Below are 24,166 nucleotides of genomic sequence, written 5' to 3'. Positions count from 1 at the left end.
GGTCAGCTTTCCTTTGCCGCGACTGGCAGGTTTATCCTGAAAATAGTGAGGCCCGCGCGCTCGTCACGTTCATGTGAAATGCGCCCGCCCATATCGCGAAGCAGCTTGCGGACCAGTGCAAGGCCGAGGCCCTGTCCGTGCGGCTTGCCCGACACGAAAGGCTCGAAAACATGGTCGCGCAGTTCGGCGGGAATGCCGGGGCCGGGATCGATCACGGATATCTCGATTGGCAGCCTGACGGACTTGCCGAACCGGATCGCGGAGAAAACCAGGCCGCTGACGAAACGCGTCCGCACCACGACGCGCGGTGCTTCCATCCCTGCGCAAGCGTCACAGGCATTGGCCATGAGGTTGATAAGCACCTGCTCCAGCGCCCCTTGGTCAGCCTCTACCGCGGGAAGCGAGGGATCGAATTCCTCGACCAGCTCGCAGGCATCGCTGCGTCCCGCGCGCACGGTGGCCATCGCCGAACGGATGGCTTCGTGCAGATTGCAGGGCCCGGTCTGGGCGGGACGACTGCTGCCCAGCTGCTGCATCCGGTCGATCAGTTGGGCGATGCGGTCGACCTCCGTTTCAATCATGGAAGCAAGCGGCTTGTCCTTTTCCGCAGACCGACGAGCCAGGAGCTGGCTCGCGCCGCGAATGGCGGAAAGTGGGTTCTTGATTTCGTGGGCGAGCACCGCAGGAGCTCGCAGCTCCGTCCGCTCGCGATCTTCCTCCTCGTTGCCGCCCTGCCCTGCATCGGAAATCGTGATGACTTTCCAGCCTGCATTGCCATGCATTGGAGAGCAGCTGAGATTGACGATGTGGTCGTTCCCGGCGGCTGTCAGGGTGAGCCCGCGCGCGATCAGCTGGCTTTCGGTTGTCAGGACTGCCTCTGCTACGCGCTCTGGACGGATTGCCATGATCTCGAACAGTCTTTCGTCGAGAATCCGTCGCACACTGCGACCGAGGAGTTCCTCCGCTGCCGGATTGGCCTCGCGGACCCGGCCGTCAGGATCGACCAGCAGCACCGCAAAGACCATTCCGGCGATCTGGTCGGACGCCGACGGCGCCTCGATCATGCAGCGCGCCGCTTCAGGAACGGCTCGAAGAATCGTTCCAGTTCGTCAAGCACAACAGGTGCTTGGTCGATAAAATTCACCCGGTTCCTGAACTCGGCCGAGCCATGCATCCCCTTGGTATACCAGCCAAGGTGCTTGCGAGCGATCTTGACCCCGACATCCTCGCCGTAGAGCTCGAGCATGTCCTGGTAGTGCTCGACAATCACGTCGTATTGCTCGTCGAAACTGGGGCTGGCTAGCAATTCGCCCGTCTTCCACCAGTGCATGACCTGGGCGAGAAGCCATGGCTTTCCGTAAGCGCCGCGTCCGATCATGACACCGTCCGCCCCGGACTGTTCGAGCGCCTTGGCGGCGTCATCGACAGTGCAGATATCGCCGTTGACGATGACGGGGATCGAAACCGCATCCTTGACCTTGCGAACGAAAGCCCAGTCGGCGCTGCCCTTGTACATCTGATTGCGGGTGCGGCCATGGACCGTGACCATTTTCACGCCCAGGTCTTCGGCAATACGGGCAAGTTCGGGGGCGTTGAGGTCGGAATGATCCCAACCCATTCGCATCTTGACCGTGACCGGTACGTTCACCGCCTTCACGGTAGCTTCCATGAGCTTGGTAGCCAGCGGGACTTCGCGCATTAGCGCCGAACCGGCGAGTTGGCCCACCACTTTGCGGACCGGGCAACCGAAGTTGATGTCGATGATTTCCGCGCCGTTGCCTTCCTGCAGCTTGGCGGCTTCTGCCATGCTCGACGGATCGCAGCCCACGAGCTGCATCGAGACGGGCTCTTCAATCGGATCCCAGGCAGCCTTCTGCACGGACTGGCGCGTTTCACGGATGGCCGCCTCGCTGGCGATCATTTCGGTGACGTTGAGGCCCGATCCGTACCGCCGGACCATCTTGCGGAACGGCAGGTCGGTCACGCCCGTCATGGGCGCGAGCACGACCGGCGTGTCGATCACGACATTGCCGACAGAGATCGGCTTCGGGAGTACCGGAGGGAGGGGGTGAGCGCTCATTTTCGCGTGTGCCTAATAATTGGGCAGCCACATAGTGCGTTGCAGCGAAAACGGCAAGCCGCTAGCGCGCGGGGGCTATGTCCCGTGTCGCTCCCCTCCCCCCGTTCGCCGCCATCGTCGTGGCCGCCGGTCAAGGCCTGCGTGCCGGGCAGGCGCTCCCCAAGCAATTCGCGACCTGGCGTGGCAAGCCGGTCGTGAGGCACTCGGTCGAAACCCTGCTGAACGCCGGCGCGACAGCTGTGCTCGTCGCGATCCCGGAAGGCGGAGAGGACATAGCGAAAGCTGCTCTGAACGGCTTGGACGTCCAGTTCGTCACTGGCGGCGAGACCAGGCAGGCTTCTGTATTGAGCGCACTCGAGGCGTTGAACGGTTCCGAACGCGTCCTGATCCATGATGCTGCGCGCCCCGTGTTGCCAGTCGAGGTTATCGAGCGACTTCTGTTGTCACTCGATGCCAATCCCGGGGCAATTCCGGTGCTTCCGGTCGTCGACAGCCTCGCCGTTGATGAGGGCGGCGTAATGGCCGGTAGGGCGGATCGCGAGACACTGCGCCGGGTCCAGACACCGCAAGCCTTCCGCTTTGCCGACATTCTTGCCGCGCATCGCGCTTGGCCCGGCCCGAAGGACGCTGGCGACGATGCGCAGGTATTGCGTGCGGCGGGTGGCACTGTCGCTATGGTGGAGGGAAGCGAAGCCCTGCAAAAGCTCACTTTCGCGGAGGATTTCGTGACCGAATTACCCTTGATCCGCATGGGAAGCGGGTTCGATGTGCATCGCCTCATCGTCGGCGAGGATTTGAGGCTCGGCGGCATCCGCATCGAACATGAGAAGGGCCTTGCGGGACACAGCGATGCCGACGTCGCGCTCCATGCGATTACCGATGCGATCCTGGGCGCGGTTGCGATGGGTGACATTGGCGACCATTTCCCCCCTTCCGACCCCAAGTGGCGCGGCGCGAGCAGCGACCGCTTCCTCCAGCACGCCGCGGGACTTGCTGCCGAAACAGGCTACAGGATCGGCAATGTGGACCTGACGATCATCTGCGAAGCGCCCAAGATTGGTCCTCATCGCGAGGCTATGCGCTGCCGGATTGCGGAACTTCTCGGCGTTGACATCGCTGCAATATCGGTGAAGGCGACGACGACCGAACGGCTGGGCTTCACCGGCAGGGGCGAAGGTATCGCCGCCCAAGCCGTCGCCACCGTCATTCGCGACTAATACTGCGAGGAGAGCATGGCGCTCGAAACCCTACTACCCACGGATATCGATGATCTCGCCAAGCGGGTCATCGAGGAAAACACAGCTGCCGGGCGCAAGGTGGTGGTCGCCGAAAGCTGCACCGGCGGTCTTGTCGCGGCGGCCCTGACCGAGATCGCCGGCTCATCCGCCGTGTTGGACCGCGGCTTTGTCACCTATTCGAACGAATCGAAAATGGAACTGCTGGGCGTACCGCTCGACATCATCGAGACATTCGGCGCCGTTTCGATCGCATGTGTCTGGGCCATGGCAAAGGGCGCCCTCGCCCGCAGCGATGCTGATGTCGCAGTGGCTATCAGCGGTGTCGCGGGCCCCGGGGGGGGCACACAGCTCAAGCCGGTGGGAACCGTTGTCTTCGCCAAGGTCGTTCGGGGCCAGGAAGGCGAACCTGAAGGCGAGCTCAAAAGCTTCGAGCCCACTTCGCGTGCAGGCGTGCGGCGCGAAGCGACGCTTTGCGCGCTGGAATTGTTGCTGCCCTAGAGGTTGGCTGCCGCGTTCTCGCGGCCGTAGAGTTCGTCCGCCCGCTTTTCGAAGGCTTCGACCATCTTGCGAAACGCGCGGTCGAAGTACTGACCTGCCAACGCCTCGAACATGGCGTTGCGGAAGGTGAAATCGACACAAAAATCGATCTCGCAGCCGCCGTCGGCAAGACAGGTAAAGGTCCACTTGTTGTCGAGGTCCTTCAGGGGACCGTCGACATAGAACACCTCGATGAAATCGGGGCGACGCTTGACCACGCGCGAGGTGAATTTCTCGCGGATCGCCTTGAAACCGACGAGCATGTCGGCGACCATTTCAGTCTCGCTGTCGCTGCGAATGCGGGTGGCGACAACCCACGGCAGGAACTTGGAATAGCTGCCTACATCGGCGACCAGATCGAACATCTGTTCGCAGCTGTAGGGAAGTCGTCGGGTCTCCCGGATGCCCGGCATCAGCCGTTCGCCCTCGCCCGCTCCTTTGCGAGACGCTCTTCCCGGGCAGCCTTCATCTGCGCGAAGTCGTCCCCTGCATGATAGCTCGAGCGTGTCAGCGGGCTGGAAGCGACCTGTAGGAAGCCCTTCGCACGAGCGATCGAGCCATAGGCCGCGAACGCCTTCGGCGTAACGAAATCCTCGACCTTCGCATGGCGCGGAGTCGGTTGGAGATACTGGCCCATGGTGATGAAATCGACATCGGCACTGCGCATGTCGTCCATGACCTGGTGCACTTCGAGACGCTGTTCGCCGAGGCCGAGCATGATACCGGACTTGGTGAAGATCATCGGATCATGGCTCTTCACTTCCTCCAGCAGGCGCAGCGATGCGTAATAGCGCGCACCAGGCCGGATCGTCGGGTAAAGCCGCGGCACGGTTTCGAGATTATGATTGTAGACGTCCGGACCAGCCTCGCAGATAGCTTCAACCGCCGCGCGCATCTTGCCGCGGAAATCGGGCGTCAGGATTTCAATGGTTGTGTTCGGCGTTTCGCGGCGCAAAGCCTTGATCACCTTGACGAATTGACCGGCCCCACCATCGGGAAGATCGTCCCGGTCCACGCTCGTAATGACGATGTGTTCGAGGCCCATCTGGCCCGCTGCGATAGCGACGTTTTCCGGCTCCATCGGATCGACCATGCGCGGCATGCCCGTCTTGACGTTGCAGAAAGCGCAGGCGCGCGTGCAGACGTCGCCCAGGATCATGACCGTGGCGTGCTTCTTGTCCCAGCACTCGCCGATATTGGGACAGGCTGCTTCCTCGCACACCGTGTTGAGCTTGAGGTCGCGCATGAGCTTGCGCGTTTCCTGATAGCCCTTGCTGACCGGGGCTTTGACGCGAATCCAGTCGGGCTTGCGCTGCTTGCGAGGAGCTTCGCCCTCGGGCGCGGGAGCGGAGGAGAGATCGTTCATTGCGCGGCCCACTTAGGGAAAGGGGCTGACAACCGCAATGGTCATGCTTGCCGTTGCGGAAAGGCTGGACTAAGCGCGCCGCATGGAAGCGATGGGTATTCAAGCACTGACCTCTCCGGTCATTCTGTTTTTCGTCCTCGGCTTGCTGGCAGCATTCGCCCGATCCGACCTCGAAATTCCCGAGGCTATCGCCAAGGGAATGTCGCTTTACCTGATGGCCGCCATCGGGCTCAAAGGCGGTATCGAAGTTGCCGAATCCGGTCTCGACGGGACCGTGCTCGCCGCCCTTGCCGCGGGGATTGGTGCGGGCCTGCTCATGCCGGTCTATGCGTACTGGGTGCTCAAGGGCTTCGGGCGGCTCGACCGGCTGAATGCTGGCGCCGTTGCAGCCCATTACGGATCGATCAGTGTCGTCACTTTCGTGACCGCAGTCGAAATCTACAGCATGCAGGGTACTCCGCCGCAAGGCTACATGGTGGCTGTCATGGCTTCGATGGAAAGCCCTGCAATCCTGGCTGGCCTTCTCCTTGCCCGCGGGATCGGGTCGGATAGCGGACAAACCAAGAAGGAATTGGCGCACGAGGTCCTGCTCAATCCCTCGGTGGTCCTGCTGCTCGGTGCATTCTTCATTGGCATGGTGGCAGGCCCGCAAGGGTTCGACCCGGTGCGCCCATTTTTCGATGGACTGTTCAAGGGCATCCTCTGCCTCTTCCTTCTCGACATGGGCCTCATCGCGGCGCGGCGGATCATGGACTCGCGTGCGCTTACCTGGCGTCTGGTGGTCATCGCGATCCTCCTGCCCTTGCTGAACGGCGCCTTGGGCACTGCGCTGGGCGTCGGCATCGGGCTTGATACAGGCTCGGCGGCAGCGCTTGGCGTCCTGTGCGCCAGTGCCAGCTATATCGCGGTGCCGGCCGCCATGCGTCTCGCCCTGCCCGAAGCGGATCCGGGCATTTACCTGACCATGTCGCTCAGCATCACCTTCCCGTTCAACGTCCTCGTGAACATTGGCCTGATTGGCGCTCTTGCAGCCATGCTGACGGGTTCCGGAGCAGCTATCCCATGATCGAAACAGTCATTCGCAAGCGTATCGAGATCCTGGCCGATCAGGCGCAGGTCAAGCGCGTGACCTCGATCATCGACGAGGTCGGCATCACTGGCTGGACGGTGCTGCCTGTCACGTCCGGCAAGGGGCGCGAAGGACGCTGGCGCGAGGAACGCGTCATGGGGACCGACAAAAACCTCGTCGTCACCATTGCCTCGCAGGAAAATGCCAATGCACTGGCCGAAGCGCTTGCACCCATCCTCACCTCGCACGGCTTCCTGCTGACTATGTGGGATGTCGAGGTGATCCGCGGCGAACGCTTCTGATGCCCGAGTTCACCGAGCTCTTGCGCGGTTATCACCGCTTCCGCGCAGACGGCTATCCCGAACAGCGCGAACGATACGACCGGCTGGTCGCCGAGGGGCAGAGCCCTAAGCTGATGATCATCGGCTGCTCCGACAGCCGCGTCGATCCGGCGCAGATTTTCGATGTCGATCCCGGCGAGATTTTCGTCGTGCGCAATGTCGCTGCACTGGTCCCTCCCTTCGAGATTTCGCCGGGCCAGCACGGCGTTTCCGCTGCGCTGGAGTTTGCCATCCAGTTTCTCCACGTGCGCCAGATCGTCGTTATGGGGCACGGCATGTGCGGCGGCTGCAAGGCGGCTCTGACGCGCGATCTGCACGGCACGGCTCCCGGTGACGGCGGCTTCATCGCCAACTGGGTGCGAATGCTGGACGAAGCCCGCGACGAGGTCGCGGCGAAATACGGGACGGAAGGTCGTGAAGCCGAAAGGGCGATGGAAATGGCGGCAGTCGGCGTGAGTCTCGCCAATCTGCGCACTTTCCCATGCGTGCGCGAAAAGGAAGCCGACGGTACGCTGAAATTGCGCGGAGCGTTCTTCTCGATTGCAGAAGGCGTGCTTTATGTTCGCGACGAGGAGAGCGGCCAGTTCCAACCGGCCAAGTGACTTGCACACCCTGGGCAAGGCGACCATGTGACGCACCATGCCTGAAAAAGAACTCAAGAACATCGCCCTGCTGATCGACGCGGACAACACCTCTCCCAAGGGGATCGATCCTGTCCTCACCGTCATGGCCGAACTCGGCCAGGTGAACATCAAGCGGGCTTACGGCAACTTCGCCAAGAACAACCTCGCCAACTGGGACACGATCACCCACAAGTACGGCATCCGTCCGCAGCAGCAGTTCGACCTGACCGCTGGCAAGAATGCAACCGACATGGCCATGACGATCGACGCGATCGACCTGCTGTACCAGGGCAAGGTGGACGGCTTCGGCATCATGAGCTCCGACAGCGATTTCACGCCGCTGGTCACGCGCCTTAGGCAGGATGGCCTGATCGTCTACGGCTTCGGCAGCACGAACAAGACGCCGGGCGCATTCAAGAGCGCCTGCACCCGCTTCATCGATATCGATGCCCTCATCAACGGCGCATCGGACGAGCCCGACACGACCAAGACAAAGGCGAGCAAGGCCAGGTCCAATGTCGATGAAGAACTGGTCGAATTGCTCGGCACCGCATGGAAGGCAGCCCGACGCGACGACGAAGGTTTCGCGCAGATGGGAGAGGTCGGCCAGATTGCCGGGAACCGCTCGAGCTTCGATGTGCGCAACTACGGCTTCAAACGCCTCTCCGACCTGTTCGAGGCGATGGAGCAGTTCAAGGTCGAGCGGCGCGACAACACCGTCTGGGTAAAGCGCCTTCGCTAGACAAGAAAAACGGCGCGGATCCGATGGACCCGCGCCGCCTTTGTCATTCGCGCTGAAACGTCAGGCTCAGATGCCCGCTTCTTCCGCTGCATAGGTAGCCCAGAGACGGGCAATGGCCGCGCGCTTGCCTTCGACCGCATTGAACGTGGCGACAGCTTCAGCAGCCTTGCCCTGTTCGAGCTGCGCAATACCGAGACGCGTGCGGGCGAGGCCGGCATCGACGCCCGGCATGCCGAGGGCTTTGGTGTAGAGGACTTCGGCAGCAGCGTAGTCGCCGTAGCTGAGCGCAAGGTCGCCGCCGGTGACGATCGACTTCACATCGGTCGAAGCCTTTGCCTTGGTCAGCAGGCCTGCGAGATCCGCGCGGTCGGTCTTGGCGCGTTCGGCTGCCATGCCGCGAACTTCGGCGACGTAGGTGTCGGTCTTCTTGAGAGTGCCCTGCGCATAGCCTTCGTCGATGACGGCAACGACTTCACCCGGCAGGCGGCGATAATCGGCGCTGTCGATGTAGTCGGCATACATGCGTTCATCGCGCATGGCCTTGGCCGAACGGGCCAGACGCACGAGGTCGAGGATTTCGGGGTTCTGCCAACCGCCACCATAAGCGGTGATGGCGATCACTTCGCCCCAGTTCTGCGTCGAGGGGAAGTGTTTGACGAACAGCAGGCCGAACTGGCCCAGTTCTTCTGCCATCTGGTTGTTATAGGCCATCTGCAGGCCGCGGCGTACCCACTGCTCGTTGACCGGGTTTCCAGCAGCTTCCTCGGCGGCAATCGCTTCGGCGAGATACTTCAGGCCGGCAGCGTAATTGTCTTCGCTGAAATAGGATTCGGCGACGAGGCCCTGCGGCTCGCTCTCGGTGTGGCCGAGCTCGATTGCCTTCAGCAGGTAGGGGCGCGCCTTGGAATACGCCTTCTCGTTATAGGCCAGCTGGCCGGCGAGAAGGTTGTACTGGCCCTGGCTTTCAGCAGGAACCTGACCGCTGGCGAGCATCAGCTCAACGCCTTCGAGCTGCTGGGCGCGGTTCTGGTTCTTGGTCCCGACGGTGTAGATGAGGTTGCCGGCAACCATGCGCTCGTCATTCGACTGGATGAGCGCCTTCATGGCCGGAAGCTGAGCGTTGATGGTCGCAAAATCAGGCGCAGCTGCGTTCACCGCGTCTGCAAGCGGCTGGTAGGCAGCGATAAACTCCGCAGAATAATTCTTTGCTGCGGGCTTTTCCTCTTTCTTCTTCTTCTTCTGCGCGAAAGCGGGCTGCTCGAGCGCGAAAACGCCTGCAGTGCCGGTCGCGGCAAGAACGAGGGCCAGAGCCAGCGCCGACGACGGACGCGAGGCCTTGGAAATACGGGTGAAGATCATCATGTAACTCCCAAGAGTGGATAGGGGGAATGAGCGCGGTGGGCGCCGGAATTCTCTCAACGGTGCGGCACTTGGCCTTTTAACGCTCTCATTGCAAATCTTGTAGGGTTTTGGCGCTGAATGGCCATTGAATGATGCACGTTCCCCCCGTTCAGGTCCGATATGGGCAATCGGGCTATCCATATGTGGAAAAAGCCTGCGAACGCCCCTGTCAGACCCGCCCGAAAGTGGCGCGAGAACGGCATTTCGCCTAGGGTTTGTGCTGCAATCCATATCCCGATCACAGATCACGGAATACCATAGTCTTGTCCGACGAAACCGACCTGATTGACCCCCCGGCCCCCGGCGCCGAATACGCTCGCATCGACATCGTCGACGAGATGAAGACCAGCTACCTCGATTACGCGATGAGCGTGATCGTCAGCCGCGCGCTGCCGGACGTGCGCGACGGCCTGAAGCCGGTTCATCGCCGTATCCTCTTCGCCAGCCAGGAAGGCGGCTTCGTTGCCGGCCGCCCCTATCGCAAGAGCGCCAAGATCGTCGGCGACGTCATGGGTAACTACCACCCGCATGGCGACGCCGCGATCTACGATGCGCTTGCCCGCATGACCCAGGACTGGTCGCTGCGCGTTCCTCTGGTCGACGGCCAGGGGAACTTCGGTTCGATGGATCCCGATCCGCCGGCATCGATGCGTTACACCGAGGCGCGCCTTGCCCGTGTCGCGAATTCGCTGCTCGACGACCTCGACAAGGACACGGTCGATTTCGTCGACAACTACGACGGCTCGCGCCAGGAACCGACGGTCCTGCCGGCACGCTTCCCCAACCTCCTGGTCAATGGCGCAGGTGGCATCGCGGTCGGCATGGCCACGAATATCCCGCCGCACAATCTGGGCGAGGTGATCGACGGCTGTCTCGCTTTCATCGAGAATCCGGCCATCACCAGTGAGGAACTGTTCGAGATCATTCCGGGGCCGGATTTCCCGACTGCTCCGCTGATCCTCGGCAAATCGGGTGCCCGTGCGGCCTACACCACCGGTCGCGGGTCGATCCTCATGCGTGCGCGCCACGATGTGGAAACCGGCAAGAACGACCGACGGTCGATCGTTCTCACCTCCATCCCCTACCAGGTCGGCAAGAGCGCGCTGGTCGAAAAGATTGCTGAAGCCGCCAAGGACAAGCGGATCGAGGGCATTTCCGACATCCGCGACGAATCGAGCCGTGAAGGCGTGCGCGTCGTCGTCGATCTGAAGCGCGATGCCTCGCCCGAAGTCGTGCTCAACCAGATCTGGCGCTACACGCCCGCGCAGGCGAGCTTCCCGGCCAACATGCTGGCCATCCGCGGTGGCCGCCCCGAAGTCCTTACTTTGCGCGAATTCGTGCAGGCGTTCATCGCCTTCCGCGAAGAGGTCATCACCCGTCGCACCAAGTTCGAGCTGAACAAGGCGCGCGAGCGTGCCCACATCTTGCTCGGCCTCGTGGTGGCCGTGTCGAACCTCGACGAAGTCGTTGCGATGATCCGCGGGTCGTCCAATCCGGCGGATGCGCGCGCCAAGCTGCTCGCGAAGGAATGGCCGATCGGCGACATCGCGCAGTACATCCAGCTCGTCGAAGCGATCGAGCCGAGCGCCGAACAGGAAGGCGGCTCCTATCGTCTCTCGGAACGCCAGGTTAAGGCCATCCTCGACCTGCGTCTCCACCGCCTCACCGCGCTGGGCCGCGACGAGATTGGCGACGAACTCAAGGAACTGAGCCTCGCTATCGAAGAGTATCTCTCGATCCTCGCCGACCGCGTGAAGCTTTACGGCGTGATGCGCGAAGAGCTCGAGGAAATTCGCGCTACCTACGCCACGCCGCGCATCACCGAAATCGCGCCCGCCTGGGACGGTCTCGAGGATGAAGACCTTATCGAGCGCGAAGACATGGTCGTGACCGTCACCCACGGCGGTTACATCAAGCGCACCCCGCTCCAGGCCTTCAGGGCGCAGGCGCGCGGCGGCAAGGGCCGCTCGGGCATGGCGACCAAGGACGAGGATGCCGTCGTCGAAATGTTTGTCACTTCGACGCACAACCCGGTGCTCTTCTTCACGAATACCGGCCGCGTCTACCGGATGAAAGTTTGGAAGCTGCCCGAAGGGGGTCCGACCACCAAGGGACGGCCGATGGTCAACCTGCTTCCCCTCGGCGACGAGGAGCGCGTGACCAACGTGCTGCCGCTGCCCGAGGACGAAAGCGAGTGGGCCAATCTCAACATCGTCTTTGCGACCGAGCAGGGCATGGTGCGCCGTAATTCGATGGACGCGTTTACCAACGTACCCAGCAACGGCAAATACGCGATGGGCTTTGTCGAAGGCAGCGGAGACCGCCTGATCGGCGTCGAACTGCTGACCGAGGAGCAGGAAATTTTCCTCGCTTCCGATTCCGGCAAGGCGATCCGCTTCTCGGCTACCGACGCCCGCGAAACCAAGAGCCGTACCGGCATCGGCGTGCGCGGCATGAAGCTCAAGGAAGGCCAGAAGGTCGTCTCGATGGCCGTGCTGGACGCAGGGGAGCGCGACACCGAGGTCCGTGACGCCTACCTGCGCGCAGCGACTTGGAAGAACAACGAGAACGAAACGACGCTCGACGCCGGAAAGGTTGCCGAGATGGCAGAGGCGGAGGAATTCATCCTTACGCTCACCGCCAATGGCTATGGCAAGATCTCGTCAGCGTACGAATACCGCACCATCGGTCGCGGCGGGATGGGCCTGACCAATATCGGCGAGCCGGCCAGCAATCCGGACCGCAATGGGCCGGTCGTCGCCAGCTTCCCGGTCAAGCACGGTTCGCAGCTCATGCTGGTCACCGACCAGGCCAAGCTGATCCGCCTGCCGATCCAATTCCGCCACATGGTGGAAGGCGGGTTCGACAACCATGAAGGTTTCTCAATCTCGGGCCGCGGATCCTCGGGTGTGCGAATTTTCAACGTCGCGAAGGGCGAGCAGATTGTCGGCGCAGCTCTGATCGACGAGACGGAAGAGCCGGAAAACGAGGCGGAAGAGGCCATCGCGGAAGAAATGGCCGACCGCACCGCGCAGACGACCGAACCGCACACGACGGCCCATTCGGACAAGAACATCGAAGGCGAGCCCGGGGGCTAAAGCGCCGGGAAACCGGTATCAGGCGTGGTGCTTGCGAATGCTCTGCACCACGCCGATCGCGATGAGGAATTGCCCACCGTAATACAGTGGCCAGATCAACCAGCTTCCGACCTCGTCCGGGATGTGGCCCGCTTCCCTTGCGAAGATCAGCAAATCGCTGACCACGAACAGCACCGCACCCGTCCCGACGCGGTAGCGGGGAAAACGGCTCGTCCATGCCGCAGCTGCCATGGCTCCTACCAGGAACGAATAACCGGTCGCCGCCTGCCAGTTAGGCAGGGGATAGGTCATCAATCCAGCGATAGCCGGTGTCGCTGCCAGAAGAGCAATGCCGGTAAGCGCCTGGCTACCGGTCATCGATGGGCGACGGTTGCGCAAATAAAGAGCGATCGCGATCAGGTGCCCGACCGCGAAGAGCGCGCCCCCGACTAAGAAACTGAACTCGAGCACCACATCGCCTAGCGCGCCGAAGGTCATGACAAGCGCGATAAGCGCACCATCGAGCCCCTTGCCGCGGTGAGCTGCGTAGAGAGCGAGAAACCCCACGCCAGCTCCCTTCCAGGCCATCAGCCATATCCCGCCGATTGGGTCGTCCATGACGAAAAAGTAGCTGACTGCTGCCGCCAGGCTGGCCAGCAGGTAGGGCCGGTGTTCGGACAATGCGCGTTTTGGCATGAAATTCCCCTCGTTCGCGCTCGGTAATCCTTGATAGAGGGGGCATGCAAGCCCTAGGTGCGCCACCGCAATGACTCACGACGTACATATCATCGGCGGCGGCCTCGCGGGAAGCGAGGCGGCATGGCAACTGGCGAAGCGCGGCTTCAAGGTTCGCCTGTCTGAAATGCGCGGTAGCGGCGAGATGACGCCTGCACACCAGACCGATGGCCTTGCGGAATTGGTTTGCTCCAACAGTTTCCGGTCGGACGATAGCGAACGCAATGCGGTTGGCCTGCTGCATCACGAAATGCGCGGGCTCGACAGCATTGTCATGCGCGCGGGCGAAGTGGCCCGCGTCCCTGCCGGAAGCGCCATGGCGGTCGACCGCGACGTGTTCTCCGCCGAAGTGCAGCGCACGCTCGAAGAGCATCCCAACGTGACCGTCGTGCGCGAACGCGTCGACACCCTCCCCTCCGCCGGTGCCACAATCGTCGCCACGGGCCCGCTGACCGCGCAATCGCTTGCCGAAAGCATCGTCGGGGCAACGGGCCAAGACCGCCTCGCCTTCTTCGATGCCATCGCCCCGATCGTCCACCGCGACAGCATCAACATGGACGTGTGCTGGATCCAGTCCCGCTGGAACAAGCGGACCGAGGCCTCGAACGAAGACGGAGACTACATCAACTGCCCCATGACCAAGGAACAGTACCTCGCCTTCCACCAGGGCCTGCTCGATGGCGAGAAGACCGAATTCCGCGAATGGGAAGCGGATACCCCCTACTTCGACGGCTGCATGCCGATCGAGGTCATGGCCGCGCGCGGGGTCGACACGCTCCGCTTCGGTCCCATGAAGCCAGTGGGGCTCGACAACCCGCACGACACGACTCCCGAATTCCCTCAAGGGCGCTGGCCCTATGCCGTGGTCCAGCTGCGGCAGGACAACAAGCTCGGCACGCTGTGGAACATGGTCGGCTTCCAGACGAAGCTGAAATATGGCGCACAGATCGAGCTGTTCCGTACGATCCCGGGCCTCGAGAATGCTGAGTTCGCACGGCTCGGCGGTCTTCACCGGAATACTTTCATCAATTCCCCGCTCGTTTTGGATCGCCAGTTGCGGCTGCGCGGCGGGGAGCACATCAGGTTCGCCGGCCAGATCACCGGCTGCGAAGGCTACGTGGAAAGTTCCGCAGTCGGGCTGATGGCGGGCATGATGGCTGCGGCCGAACTGGCCGGCCGCGACTGGGCACCTCCACCAAGGACAACCGCTTTCGGTGCGCTGCTCAGCCACATCACCGGCGATGCAGAGGCAGAGACATTCCAGCCCATGAACGTCAATTTCGGCCTCTTCCCCCCTCTTCACGACGTGAAAAAGAAAGCGCGCAAGGAAGCTTACACGTCGCGCGCCAAGCAAGATTTCGGGGAGTGGATCGCGGGCGCCGAAGCGGCCACCGCCTGATCAGCACGCGCACTTCCGCTTTTTGGCGGGCTTTGGCCGCGTGGTCGCGAATTCCCTCGGAGTAAGTTCGTTGTCACCGTCGGCGTCGGCGACCTCGAATTTGTCGACGGTGGCTACTGCCCATTCCTCGAAGGTGAGCAGATTGTTGCCGTCCTTGTCGAGCTTACGGAAACCGTCGCTTCTCGTAGCCAGCATTTCAGTCCGGCTGATGCGCCAGTTACGGTCACGGTCGTAGCGAAAAAACCGCTGCTCTTCCTTTGTGAGTTCGGTGGCTTCGGGCGGCGCAGGACCGACCATGTCCTTCGGATCGCCGGAAGGGAGCGCGTCAGGTGATGCCGTGGACGGTAATTCCGCAAGCGAGGGCGGCGGTGCAGCAGCTTCGACTTCGGCGCGGCCCTGATACCAGAACAGCCCGACACCCATGGCGATGAGCACAATGATCCCGCCGGTGACAATGCCCCTCATGCAACCCCCTGTATTTCTACAACTCCTTGTTTAGCGGCCAAAAATACCGATACGCAAGGCCAGAAGCGCTGCCCCCCTTCCCTCCATCGGAGAGACGCCGCCTGCCGCAAGGGCCCGGTATCCCAACGCGGATAGGATTGCCAATGGGCGCAGGCGACGGGGAAGCCTCGGAGAGCGCAGTTCTCTGCTATCAGCCATACCGGCAACAACCTCGCGTTCTCCCGCATCCGATAGGTGGGACAAGAGATCGGCGAAAAACCATGCCTGGGCTGCGAGCGAAATCCCCGCGGAGCTCTCTTTGGCTAAAGGACCGCTCACAAGCGCTGTCCAGGACGCTCCCCTACCCCCGGTGAATTGCAGCGCGGCATTGCGGTCGAGCGTTTCGGCCAGCAAGATCCCTTCCCACGCATCGACCAGTGTTTCGAGGCTGGCGGAATGTGCGCCCCATGCCGTGTTCAACGCAGCGACAAGCGGCTCGCCGCTCGGACGGTCCTCAGGTTGCTTGCCTAGGACATCGCGCCACCATGCAAGGCGCAATTGGCCGATCATCGGTTCGCTGCTGCCTGCGACGATCTCTGCCAGGCGCCGGTCTAGCTCGAACATGGCATGATACGCCAACCGATCATCCGGATGGGCGTAGGCCAGAGCAATCCGGTATTCCGGGCGCAGGTCGTTATCGTTCAGGAGTAGCTTGGCATCCATGCGCGCGGCCATGACGAAGCCACGCGTTCGGCGCAAGCCTGCCCGACAGGCTTAGAGCTGCGGGTAGGAACGCTTGGTCAGGCGAACGGGCATTGTGCCCATGTCGACGAACACGAGGTTCACATTGATCCCGCCCGTCGCCACCAGGTCGACAAAGTCGCGCCCGGCCGCGTCGGTCCCGTGCGTTACCGCCAGCGTCGCATTGCCGAATTGCTGGGCGCTGAGGAGATTGTTCGTGAACTCGGTCTGCAGTTCAGCATCGCTGGGGATAGGCCAAACAGTCGCACTCCGCGACGCCTCGTCGAGCGCCGACGAGAGCGAGTTCTGGAAGAACAGGTAGATGCCCATGTTGAGCGCGCCGAGCAGCATCGTCACCGTCAGCGGCAATGCGAGCGCGAATTCGACGGCAGCGCTGCCATTCGCGTTACGGAAAAGGCTTTTCAAGCGCGTGATCATCATTTCGTCCTCAGCGTGACCGAGCCGACATGGGTCTGGGTGCTCGCGAAATCGGCGATCCCGTCGATGTTGAGCATGGGCGTGTAGGTTTCGCGCACCGTGATCGTCATGAAATCGGTCTGAACCGCAGAGGGATTGATGCACGCAGGCGCGCCAATCACCTGCTTCGTTCCATCGCATTCGATCCATTTGTCGACCGAGATGCTGCCCATCGGCATGCCGGTGGCATCCGAGATTGCCTGACGCACCTGTACGGCCGTCGGCACGTTTTCCAAGGTGCCCATCACATATTCGGCGCCAAGATGAGCGGTCTGCTGCATCTCGATCTTGTGGCGGTAGCCCATAGCGAAATCGATGCCGCCCAGCGCCATCATGAGTACGATGGGCATGACGAGAGCGATCTCGATCGTGGCGTTACCCGCAGTGCTGCGGAGCGCTTTTGCGATAGAGCTGATCATTGGCGCAACCTGATGACTGTGTCGCCGAAGAACGAGGCCACACCGCGTCCTGCGCGGCAGCGGTTCACGACCGTCGTGTTGCCGGTAAAGGTGATATAGCGCGATACGATCTGGAGGCAGTCGGTGTTCATGCCCGAGTTGCCGCTGAAACCAACGGTGTTCGACGGCGCATAGATCGAGCCGTCGAAAATCGAACCGTTGTCCCCAGTGATGAACATGGTCGTTCCGGCCGGCGTGCGGCTGTCCTGGTGAATGATGATGCCAGCATAGGGGCCGGTATCCGGCGCGCTCAGCCTGATGTCGGCCGTACCATTGCCAGTGAAGGTGCCGACCTTGTTCGGGTTGAACGGGCTATCCGTGTTCGTGAAGACCAGTGTCACCCCGTCCCCGACAAGCAGAGCCTGGCCGTTCACTGTCAGGCCCTTTTCACCGATATAATAGGTGCCCGGCGACAGAACCAAGGTCTGCCGCGCGTTGACTGTGATGCCTCGATAGCACCCGGGAAAGAGGGTGGTGGTGCTGCTGATCCGCTGTTCCGCGTTACAGGTCGTGAGGTTCGGATTGGTGACGGTTCCGGCGAGCGGGTCTGCGACCGGCGGGGTTCCGTTGTGGACTGCCGTGTCGGCCGTGATAGCACCGCCTGCATTGACCGAACCCACTGCAGAAAGCGCACCGGCGCGGATCTTGTCTGACGTCGTGGCGTCGAAATTGGAGTTGGAGGCAAGCCCGCAGTTCATGTCGACGCTTGCCGAACCCGAGATGGTAAGACCGATGCCGGAGGTATCGAGCGCGATCATGCAGTTCGGGACTTCCTTACCCGCCTGCGCAACCGCTTCCACGCTGATGGTGGGCGGGGTCGAAAGGAACAGGCTGGAGAAGGGAAGCGGCTGGCTGACGCTCAGCACCACGCGGACCATGCTGTTATCGCCGGCGAAGGGGCCGGCGGTGGGCGGCGTTTCGATCGCCTCGACGGTGTAGGTGTGCTGCGTGTTGTTGGTCAGGACCTTGCTGACGACCGCATTCACATTCTCGCCGTTCTTCATGGCAAGCGCGCCAGCAATGGCGCCGGCATCGGCCGCACTATGGAGGTCACGGCGCCAGCTAATCCACTGGGCTGCGTCCACCGCGAGGCCCATCGTGCCAACGATCGGCACGAGAGAAGCTGCGACGAGCACGAGCATGTTTCCGCGCTTGTCGTCGCGGACCTGCTTCAGGAATTGCAGCGCATTGCGAAGCATTGCGAACCTCGTATCCATTTATTCGAGGTTCCACTGATAGCCCCCCGCGATTGGGGCGAGGTAAAGCAACACCCCTAAAACGAAGTTAAAATGCGCACCTGCTCCGGACTGCATCCCCCTCGCTTCCATGAGTCGGCTTTTCGCGTGGAAGGTTAACTGCTTTCTTCGCCCGTCCTAAGTGGCGACCGTATGCTGCCTGTCGGGGCAATTATCTTCCGACCCGAAATTCGAAACGAAAAAGCCGCCGCAGCCATCGCTACGGCGGCCCTTTAATTCGCGAGGAAGCGGGCTTCCTAATCCCGGTAGCAAACCTTCTTCACGGCCGAGACGATTCCCGCCGTGTCGATCAAGGCGAGCTTTTCGAGGTTCGCGGCATAGGGCAGCGGAACATCCTCGTTGCACACCCGCGTTACCGGGGCATCGAGGTGGTCGAAGCCTTCTTCCATGCAGATAGCGACGACTTCCGATGCGATCGAGCAAGTCGGCCAGCCTTCCTCCGCGATGACCAGACGGTTGGTCTTGGCAAGGCTTTCGAGGATGGCTTCCTTGTCGAGCGGGCGCAGCGTGCGCAAGTCGATCACTTCGGCATCGATACCTTCGCCGGCCAGCTGCTCGGCCGCCTCAAGCGCAAGGCCCACCGCGATCGAGTATGCGACGATCGTGACGTCCGAACCTTCGCGCATGATGCGCGCTTTGCCGATCGGCAGAACATGGTCATCCAGTTCGGGCAGTTCGAAGCTGCGGCCGTAGACGAGCTCGTTCTCGAGGAAGACCACCGGGTCTTCGCAGCGAATGGCAGCTTTCATCAGGCCCTTGGCATCGGCGGCGTCATAGGGCGCGATGACGATCAGGCCCGGCACGCTGGCATACCAGGGGCCGTAGTTCTGGCTGTGCTGTGCACCGACGCGGCTGGCCGCTCCGTTGGGGCCGCGGAAGACCACGGGGCAACGCATCTGGCCGCCGGACATGTAGTTGGTCTTGGCTGCCGAATTGATGATATGATCGATCGCCTGCATGGCGAAGTTGAAGGTCATGAACTCCACGATTGGACGAAGGCCGCCCATCGCCGCGCCGGTACCAATGCCGGCAAAGCCGTATTCGGTGATCGGCGTATCGATCACGCGCTTGGGACCGAATTCGTCCAGCAGGCCCTGCGTCACCTTGTAGGCGCCCTGGTACTGGGCAACTTCCTCGCCCATCACGAACACGCGCTCGTCGCGGCGCATTTCCTCGGCCATGGCATCGCGCAGAGCTTCGCGGACCGTGACGGTAGCCATGTTGGTGCCGTGCGGGATTTCCGGATCCTTCACGCCTGACTTCTTGGTCGGCCGGGTGATCTCCGCTTCCGACGGCTCGCGGCCTACGTCCTTGCCCTCGCCCGGAACGTCGGCGACGGGGGCAGCGTCCGCCACGGTAGAGGCATCCTCGCCCTCGCCCGCCAGCATGGCGATGACGGTCCCGACTTTCACGCCTTCGGTGCCCTCAGCCACGAGGATCTTGCCCAGCGTGCCTTCGTCGACAGCTTCGAATTCCATCGTCGCCTTGTCGGTTTCGATTTCGGCAATGATGTCACCGATGGCGATCTCGTCGCCTTCCTGCTTGAGCCACTTGGCAAGCGTGCCTTCTTCCATGGTGGGCGAAAGCGCCGGCATCTTCAATTCGATGGCCATGGATCAATACTCCTCGACCAGAACGTCGGTGTAGAGCTCGGATGCCTCCGGCTCGGGCGAATTCTCGGCGAAATCGGCTGCTTCGCTCACGATCTTGCGGATGTCCTTGTCGATAGCCTTGAGGTCGTCTTCGCTGGTGCCCTGCTCGATGAGGATCTTCTTCAGGCCCTCGATCGGGTCCTTGTGATCCTTCATGTCCTGCACTTCCTCGCGCGTGCGGTACTTGGCCGGATCGGACATGGAGTGTCCGCGATAACGGTAGGTTTCGCATTCCATCAGGACCGGGCCCCTGCCCTCGCGCACGTGCTTGAAGGCAATCTCTGCAGCCTGCCGGACTTCCAGCACGTCCATGCCGTTGACCTTCATGCCCGGGATGCGGAACGCGGTGCCGCGGCGGTAGAATTCGGTCTCGGCGGAACTGCGGCTGACGGCAGTGCCCATCGCGTACTGGTTGTTCTCGATCACGAAGACGATCGGGAGCTTCCAGAGCGACGCCATGTTGAAGGTCTCGTAGACCTGGCCCTGGTTGGCTGCACCGTCACCGAAATAGGCAAGACACAGGCCGCCGTCCTCGTTGTACTGGTGCGCGAGCGCCAGTCCGCCGCCGAGCGCAACCTGCGCACCGACGATACCGTGGCCGCCGTAGAACTTATGCTCTGTCGAGAACATGTGCATCGACCCACCCTTGCCCTTCGAAATGCCCGCTTCGCGGCCGGTCAGCTCGGCCATGATGACCTTGGGATCGATGCCATAGGCAAGCATGTGGCCATGGTCGCGATAACCGGTGATAACGCTGTCGAGCTTTTCGGTCAGGGCCGACTGCAGGCCCACTGCGACAGCCTCCTGACCGATATAGAGGTGGCAGAAGCCGCCGATGAGGCCGAGGCCATAGAGCTGGCCGGCGCGCTCTTCGAAGCGGCGGATCAGCATCATCTGCTCGTAGAAATGCAGCATCTGTTCCCTGCTGGCGTCGAAACGCTTCTTCTTGTCGAGTTCCTCCTGCAAAGAATGCAGGACGAAATCGAGGTTCTCTGCCGGGCTACCTGCGGCTTTGCTCTTCGGGGCCTTTGCCAAACTACAGCATCCTTCTCTTCCGGGGAGGAATATGCCTGAGCCTATAGGCATAGCCACGCGCGCCGCGCAACGCCCTGCTCGGCACGCATACGAAAACCTTACGGAATAGCGGGGTTTTGCGCCCGATCAGTCGTCGAGCTTGATCACGACCTCGTCCGGATGGACGACGTTAAGCTGGCTGCGAAGCAGTTCACCCACCATGTCGGGATCGGCATGTTCGGGGTGCAGCAGCGCGACCTTGTTTTCCAGCGCGGCACGTTCTTTCTGGAGAGCGGCCAGCTGGGCTTCGCGCTGGTCGAGCAGGCGAAGATTCTCGCTCCATGCCAGCAGACCGCTAGGGCCGGCGATGCCGATCGCGCCCATCACAAGCAACGCGCCGAGCGCCGCGCTTTGCGACGCCTTCTGCTTCTGCCTGATAGTGAGTCTCGGCTTGCCCCTCATTTCGCTACAGAATCACAGTTAACCTTTGCGCGCAAGGGGTTTCACGCGGCAAATCAGTAAGAACGCGGCAGGCCGAGAACATGTTCGGCCACGTAGCTGAGGATCAGGTTCGTGCTGATCGGCGCAACAGTGTAGAGCCGCGCTTCGCGGAACTTGCGCTCGACATCATATTCCTCCGCAAAGCCGAAGCCGCCAAGGGTCTGCACGCACATGTCGGCTGCGGCCCAACTGGCTTCGCTGGCGAGCATCTTTGCCATGTTCGCTTCGGCACCGGCATTGCCGCCCTGGTCGTAAACCTGTGCCGCGTGATGGACCATCAACTCCGCCGCCCGCATCTGGGCATAGCAGCGGGCAATCGGGAACTGGACCCCCTGGTTCTGGCCGATCGGACGGCTGAAGACCTGCCGCTCCTTCGCGTAATCGCTGGCCTTCTCGATGAACCACTTGGCATCGCCGATGCATTCGGCGGCGATCAGGATGCGCTCTGCGTTCATACCCGAAAGGATGTAGCGAAAGCCCTGCCCTTCCTCGCCGATGAGCGCAGAGGCGGGAATGCGCATGTCGTCGAAGAACACTTCCGTGGTGGAGTGGTTCATCATCGTGCGGATCGGCTTGATGGTCATGCCGTTGCCCACCACCTTGCGCATGTCGACAAGGAACAGTGAGAGCCCCTCGGTCTTCTTGGCCACTTGCTCGCGCGGTGTCGTCCGGGCCAGCAGGACCATGAGGTCGGAATGCTCCGCCCGGCTGGTCCATATCTTCTGGCCGTTGACGACATAGTCATCCCCGTCCCTCCGCGCGAAGGTGCGCAGCGAAAGTGTATCCGTCCCACTGGTCGGTTCCGACACACCGAAGGCCTGGAGGCGCAGCTCGCCGGTAGCGATGGCAGGCAGGTAGGCCGTCTTCTGATCCTCGCTGCCGTATCGCAGCAGAGTGTTCATCACGTACATCTGCGCGTGGGCAGCGGCTCCGTTGCAGCCCGCAGCCTGGATTTCCTCCATAATGACGGCCGCCGTGTCGAGACGCAGGCCGCTGCCGCCATATTCCTCGGGGATCAGGGCCGCGAGGAAACCCGCTTGCGTGATGGCGTCCACGAACTCCCCGGGATAGGCCCGTTCGCGATCCTTCTCGCGCCAGTACTCGCCCGGAAAGTCGGAGCAGACTGCGCGAACGGCGCGGCGGATGTCGTCGAGGTCTTCACTAGCCATGCCCCCTCCATGGACTCACCGCAGCAGCAAGGCAATCCGTCGGAACGACCCCTTACAGACACGCCAATTTCTTGACAGCCACCCAACGATTGCGTATTTGGTTTCTATTGAAACTATCTAGCGGACAGAGGAACCACATGCCCGATCTTTTCGAAAACCCCATCGGCCTCGACGGCTTTGAATTCGTCGAATTCTGCGCGCCCGAAAAAGGCGTGATCGAGCCGGTTTTCGAAGCCATGGGCTTCACCCTCGTCGCCAAGCATCGCTCCAAGGACGTCGATCTCTGGCGCCAGGGCCAGATCAATCTGATCCTCAACTACGAACCGAAAAGCGCTGCATGGTTCTTTGCGCGTGAACACGGCCCCTCTGCTTGCGGCATGGGCTTCCGCGTTCGCGATGCCCGCAAGGCCTATGCCGAACTGCTCGAGCGCGGCGCCGAGCCAGTCGCTGTGCAGACCGGCCCGATGGAACTCCACATCCCGGCCATCCGCGGCATCGGCGGCGCGATCGTCTACCTCATCGATCGCTATGAAGACGGCGAAGGCAATGGCCTGTCGATTTACGACATCGATTTCGAATACCTGCCGGGCGGCGAGAAGCACCCCGTCGGGGCCGGCTTCAACGTCATCGATCACCTCACGCACAACGTCTACAACGGCCGCATGAAGTACTGGGCGGACTATTACGAAACGCTCTTCAACTTCCGCGAAATCCGCTTCTTCGACATCAAGGGCGAGTACACCGGCCTGACCTCGAAGGCGCTGACCGCGCCCGACGGGAAGATCCGCATCCCGCTCAACGAGGAAGGCGAAGGCGGCAAGGGCCAGATCGAGGAGTTCCTGCGCGAATTCAATGGCGAAGGCATCCAGCACATCGCGCTGATCTGCGACGACCTTCTCGGCTGCTGGGACAATCTCAAAAAGCTGGGCGTTCCCTTCATGACCGCCCCGCCCGAGACCTATTACGAGATGCTGTCCGAGCGCCTGCCCGGCCATGGCGAAGACGAGAACGAACTCAAGGCCCGCGGCATCCTGCTCGACGGCACGACTGAAGGTGGCCAGCCCCGCCTGCTCCTGCAGATCTTCGCAGAAGCGCAGGTCGGCCCCGTGTTCTTCGAATTCATCCAGCGCAAGGGTGACGAAGGCTTCGGCGAAGGCAACTTCAAGGCCCTGTTCGAAAGCATGGAACGCGACCAGATCCGTCGCGGCGTTCTCGAAGTGGAACCTGCAGAATGAGCGCGATCAAGCCCTCCGGCATCCACCACGCAGCCTACCGCTGCAAGGATGCGAAAGAGACCGTCGAATGGTACGCCAAGGTGCTGGGCATGGAATATACCACTGCCTTTGCCGAGGACCACGTTCCCTCGACCGGTGCCTACGACCCTTACATGCACGTCTTCCTCGATGCAGGTAACGGAAACGTGCTCGCCTTCTTCGAACTGCCCAACCAGCCCGACATGGGCCGCGACGAAAATACGCCGCAGTGGGTCCAGCACCTCGCCTTCCGCGTCGGCTCTGAAGAAGAGCTCCTCGCTGCAAAGGACCATGTCGAAAGCCTCGGTATCGACGTCCTCGGTCCGACCCACCACGGTATCTTCAAGTCGATCTATTTCTTCGACCCGAACGGTCACCGCGTGGAACTTGCTGCCGATATCGGCACGGACGAGCAATATGCGGAACTCAAGCGGGTTGCACCGCTGATGCTCGAGGAATGGAGCCAGACCAAGAAGGCCCCTCGCCATGCAGACTGGCTGCACGAGATTGCCCGCAAGGAACACGGGCTGAACTAAGCCTAAGCGGCGAAAACCATGTAATTTCGCCATTTCGGAACCCTGAGCGGGGCATAC

General features: G+C 61.9%; 25 protein-coding genes. 10 read left to right on the top strand and 15 right to left on the bottom strand.

Annotated elements, in window-relative coordinates:
• Positions 1-2 precede the first annotated feature (2 nt).
• Both LCL94_RS13320 and dusB read right to left on the bottom strand, forming a co-directional pair.
• The gene (locus LCL94_RS13320; protein WP_224832620.1) at positions 3-1,064 is read right to left on the bottom strand and encodes a two-component system sensor histidine kinase NtrB; all 1,062 of its coding nucleotides are present in this window, start codon (positions 1,062-1,064) and stop codon (positions 3-5) included.
• Entirely contained in the window at positions 1,061-2,080 is a 1,020-nt protein-coding gene (gene dusB / locus LCL94_RS13315; protein WP_224832619.1) for a tRNA dihydrouridine synthase DusB, read from the bottom strand. The genes LCL94_RS13320 and dusB overlap by 4 nt, the downstream gene beginning before the upstream one ends.
• Positions 2,081-2,157: 77 nt before the next feature.
• On the opposite strand from dusB, the gene LCL94_RS13310 reads away from it, so the two are divergent.
• Both LCL94_RS13310 and LCL94_RS13305 read left to right on the top strand, forming a co-directional pair.
• The gene (locus LCL94_RS13310) at positions 2,158-3,297 is read left to right on the top strand and encodes a bifunctional 2-C-methyl-D-erythritol 4-phosphate cytidylyltransferase/2-C-methyl-D-erythritol 2,4-cyclodiphosphate synthase (RefSeq protein ID WP_224832618.1); all 1,140 of its coding nucleotides are present in this window, start codon (positions 2,158-2,160) and stop codon (positions 3,295-3,297) included.
• 15 nt (positions 3,298-3,312) lie between these two features.
• Positions 3,313-3,816 (top strand): CinA family protein, encoded by a 504-nt coding sequence (locus LCL94_RS13305; protein WP_160607089.1) that lies wholly within the window; start codon positions 3,313-3,315, stop codon positions 3,814-3,816.
• Here the strand turns inward: LCL94_RS13305 and LCL94_RS13300 are convergent.
• Entirely contained in the window at positions 3,813-4,268 is a 456-nt protein-coding gene (locus LCL94_RS13300; protein ID WP_224832617.1) for a type II toxin-antitoxin system RatA family toxin, read from the bottom strand. The two genes, LCL94_RS13305 and LCL94_RS13300, sit on opposite strands and share 4 nt — an antisense overlap.
• Complete coding sequence (gene lipA, locus LCL94_RS13295; protein ID WP_222553379.1) at positions 4,268-5,221, bottom strand: lipoyl synthase; 954 nt, start codon at positions 5,219-5,221, stop codon at positions 4,268-4,270. Before lipA ends, LCL94_RS13300 begins: the two co-directional genes overlap by 1 nt.
• A gap of 91 nt (positions 5,222-5,312) precedes the next feature.
• Between lipA and LCL94_RS13290 the strand changes: the two genes are divergently transcribed.
• From LCL94_RS13290 to LCL94_RS13275, 4 genes are read left to right on the top strand one after another with little or no spacing between them, the layout of a single operon-like run.
• Positions 5,313-6,287, top strand: coding sequence for a sodium-dependent bicarbonate transport family permease (locus LCL94_RS13290; RefSeq protein ID WP_224832616.1), 975 nt, complete (start codon positions 5,313-5,315; stop codon positions 6,285-6,287).
• Positions 6,284-6,592: a P-II family nitrogen regulator gene (locus tag LCL94_RS13285; protein ID WP_160607086.1), complete on the top strand. Its 309-nt coding sequence runs from the start codon at positions 6,284-6,286 to the stop codon at positions 6,590-6,592. The genes LCL94_RS13290 and LCL94_RS13285 overlap by 4 nt, the downstream gene beginning before the upstream one ends.
• Positions 6,592-7,233: a carbonic anhydrase gene (locus tag LCL94_RS13280; RefSeq protein ID WP_160607085.1), complete on the top strand. Its 642-nt coding sequence runs from the start codon at positions 6,592-6,594 to the stop codon at positions 7,231-7,233. Before LCL94_RS13285 ends, LCL94_RS13280 begins: the two co-directional genes overlap by 1 nt.
• A gap of 37 nt (positions 7,234-7,270) precedes the next feature.
• Positions 7,271-7,996, top strand: a complete 726-nt coding sequence (locus tag LCL94_RS13275; protein WP_224832615.1) for an NYN domain-containing protein — start codon at positions 7,271-7,273, stop codon at positions 7,994-7,996.
• A 66-nt stretch (positions 7,997-8,062) separates the two neighbouring features.
• Here LCL94_RS13275 and LCL94_RS13270 read toward each other — a convergent pair whose 3' ends face one another.
• Positions 8,063-9,358 (bottom strand): hypothetical protein, encoded by a 1,296-nt coding sequence (locus LCL94_RS13270; protein ID WP_224832614.1) that lies wholly within the window; start codon positions 9,356-9,358, stop codon positions 8,063-8,065.
• 302 nt (positions 9,359-9,660) lie between these two features.
• Between LCL94_RS13270 and gyrA the strand changes: the two genes are divergently transcribed.
• A complete protein-coding gene (gene gyrA, locus LCL94_RS13265) occupies positions 9,661-12,495 on the top strand; it encodes a DNA gyrase subunit A (RefSeq protein WP_224832613.1) in 2,835 nt (944 codons plus the stop codon).
• A gap of 18 nt (positions 12,496-12,513) precedes the next feature.
• Here the strand turns inward: gyrA and LCL94_RS13260 are convergent, their stop codons facing one another.
• Positions 12,514-13,170, bottom strand: a complete 657-nt coding sequence (locus tag LCL94_RS13260) for a lysoplasmalogenase (protein ID WP_224832612.1) — start codon at positions 13,168-13,170, stop codon at positions 12,514-12,516.
• A gap of 70 nt (positions 13,171-13,240) precedes the next feature.
• On the opposite strand from LCL94_RS13260, the gene trmFO reads away from it, so the two are divergent.
• Positions 13,241-14,608 (top strand): methylenetetrahydrofolate--tRNA-(uracil(54)-C(5))-methyltransferase (FADH(2)-oxidizing) TrmFO, encoded by a 1,368-nt coding sequence (gene trmFO / locus LCL94_RS13255; RefSeq protein WP_224832611.1) that lies wholly within the window; start codon positions 13,241-13,243, stop codon positions 14,606-14,608.
• On the opposite strand, the gene LCL94_RS13250 is transcribed toward trmFO, so the two are convergent.
• The 9 genes from LCL94_RS13250 to LCL94_RS13210 all read right to left on the bottom strand — a co-directional run bounded on the left by LCL94_RS13250 (position 14,609) and on the right by LCL94_RS13210 (position 22,320).
• On the bottom strand, positions 14,609-15,073 hold the full coding sequence (locus LCL94_RS13250) for an EF-hand domain-containing protein (RefSeq protein WP_224832610.1): 465 nt from the start codon (positions 15,071-15,073) through the stop codon (positions 14,609-14,611).
• A 30-nt stretch (positions 15,074-15,103) separates the two neighbouring features.
• The gene (locus tag LCL94_RS13245; protein WP_224832609.1) at positions 15,104-15,775 is read right to left on the bottom strand and encodes a squalene/phytoene synthase family protein; all 672 of its coding nucleotides are present in this window, start codon (positions 15,773-15,775) and stop codon (positions 15,104-15,106) included.
• A gap of 51 nt (positions 15,776-15,826) precedes the next feature.
• Positions 15,827-16,231: a TadE/TadG family type IV pilus assembly protein gene (locus tag LCL94_RS13240; RefSeq protein ID WP_224832608.1), complete on the bottom strand. Its 405-nt coding sequence runs from the start codon at positions 16,229-16,231 to the stop codon at positions 15,827-15,829.
• Complete coding sequence (locus tag LCL94_RS13235) at positions 16,231-16,689, bottom strand: TadE/TadG family type IV pilus assembly protein (RefSeq protein WP_224832607.1); 459 nt, start codon at positions 16,687-16,689, stop codon at positions 16,231-16,233. The genes LCL94_RS13240 and LCL94_RS13235 overlap by 1 nt, the downstream gene beginning before the upstream one ends.
• On the bottom strand, positions 16,686-17,945 hold the full coding sequence (locus tag LCL94_RS13230) for a pilus assembly protein TadG-related protein (protein WP_224832606.1): 1,260 nt from the start codon (positions 17,943-17,945) through the stop codon (positions 16,686-16,688). The genes LCL94_RS13235 and LCL94_RS13230 overlap by 4 nt, the downstream gene beginning before the upstream one ends.
• Before the next feature lie 275 nt (positions 17,946-18,220).
• The gene (locus LCL94_RS13225; protein WP_224832605.1) at positions 18,221-19,597 is read right to left on the bottom strand and encodes a pyruvate dehydrogenase complex E1 component subunit beta; all 1,377 of its coding nucleotides are present in this window, start codon (positions 19,595-19,597) and stop codon (positions 18,221-18,223) included.
• Positions 19,598-19,600: 3 nt separating this feature from the next.
• Positions 19,601-20,671, bottom strand: coding sequence for a pyruvate dehydrogenase (acetyl-transferring) E1 component subunit alpha (gene pdhA / locus LCL94_RS13220; RefSeq protein ID WP_224832604.1), 1,071 nt, complete (start codon positions 20,669-20,671; stop codon positions 19,601-19,603).
• Between the two features lie 126 nt (positions 20,672-20,797).
• Positions 20,798-21,112 carry an FtsB family cell division protein gene (locus LCL94_RS13215; protein WP_160607073.1) on the bottom strand — a complete coding sequence of 105 codons (315 nt, stop codon included), beginning with the start codon at positions 21,110-21,112 and terminating at the stop codon, positions 20,798-20,800.
• 53 nt (positions 21,113-21,165) lie between these two features.
• Entirely contained in the window at positions 21,166-22,320 is a 1,155-nt protein-coding gene (locus LCL94_RS13210; protein ID WP_224832603.1) for an acyl-CoA dehydrogenase family protein, read from the bottom strand.
• A gap of 137 nt (positions 22,321-22,457) precedes the next feature.
• Here LCL94_RS13210 and hppD point away from each other — a divergent pair, with 137 nt between their 5' ends.
• Both hppD and LCL94_RS13200 read left to right on the top strand, forming a co-directional pair.
• A complete protein-coding gene (gene hppD, locus LCL94_RS13205; protein WP_224832602.1) occupies positions 22,458-23,555 on the top strand; it encodes a 4-hydroxyphenylpyruvate dioxygenase in 1,098 nt (365 codons plus the stop codon).
• The gene (locus LCL94_RS13200) at positions 23,552-24,109 is read left to right on the top strand and encodes a VOC family protein (RefSeq protein WP_224832601.1); all 558 of its coding nucleotides are present in this window, start codon (positions 23,552-23,554) and stop codon (positions 24,107-24,109) included. Before hppD ends, LCL94_RS13200 begins: the two co-directional genes overlap by 4 nt.
• Positions 24,110-24,166 lie beyond the last annotated feature (57 nt).

Source organism: Qipengyuania gaetbuli (genome assembly GCF_020171365.1).
Taxonomy (GTDB): domain Bacteria; phylum Pseudomonadota; class Alphaproteobacteria; order Sphingomonadales; family Sphingomonadaceae; genus Qipengyuania; species Qipengyuania gaetbuli_B.
Note: the sequence above shows the minus strand (reverse complement) of the source record. Positions and strands in the feature narration are given on the sequence as shown.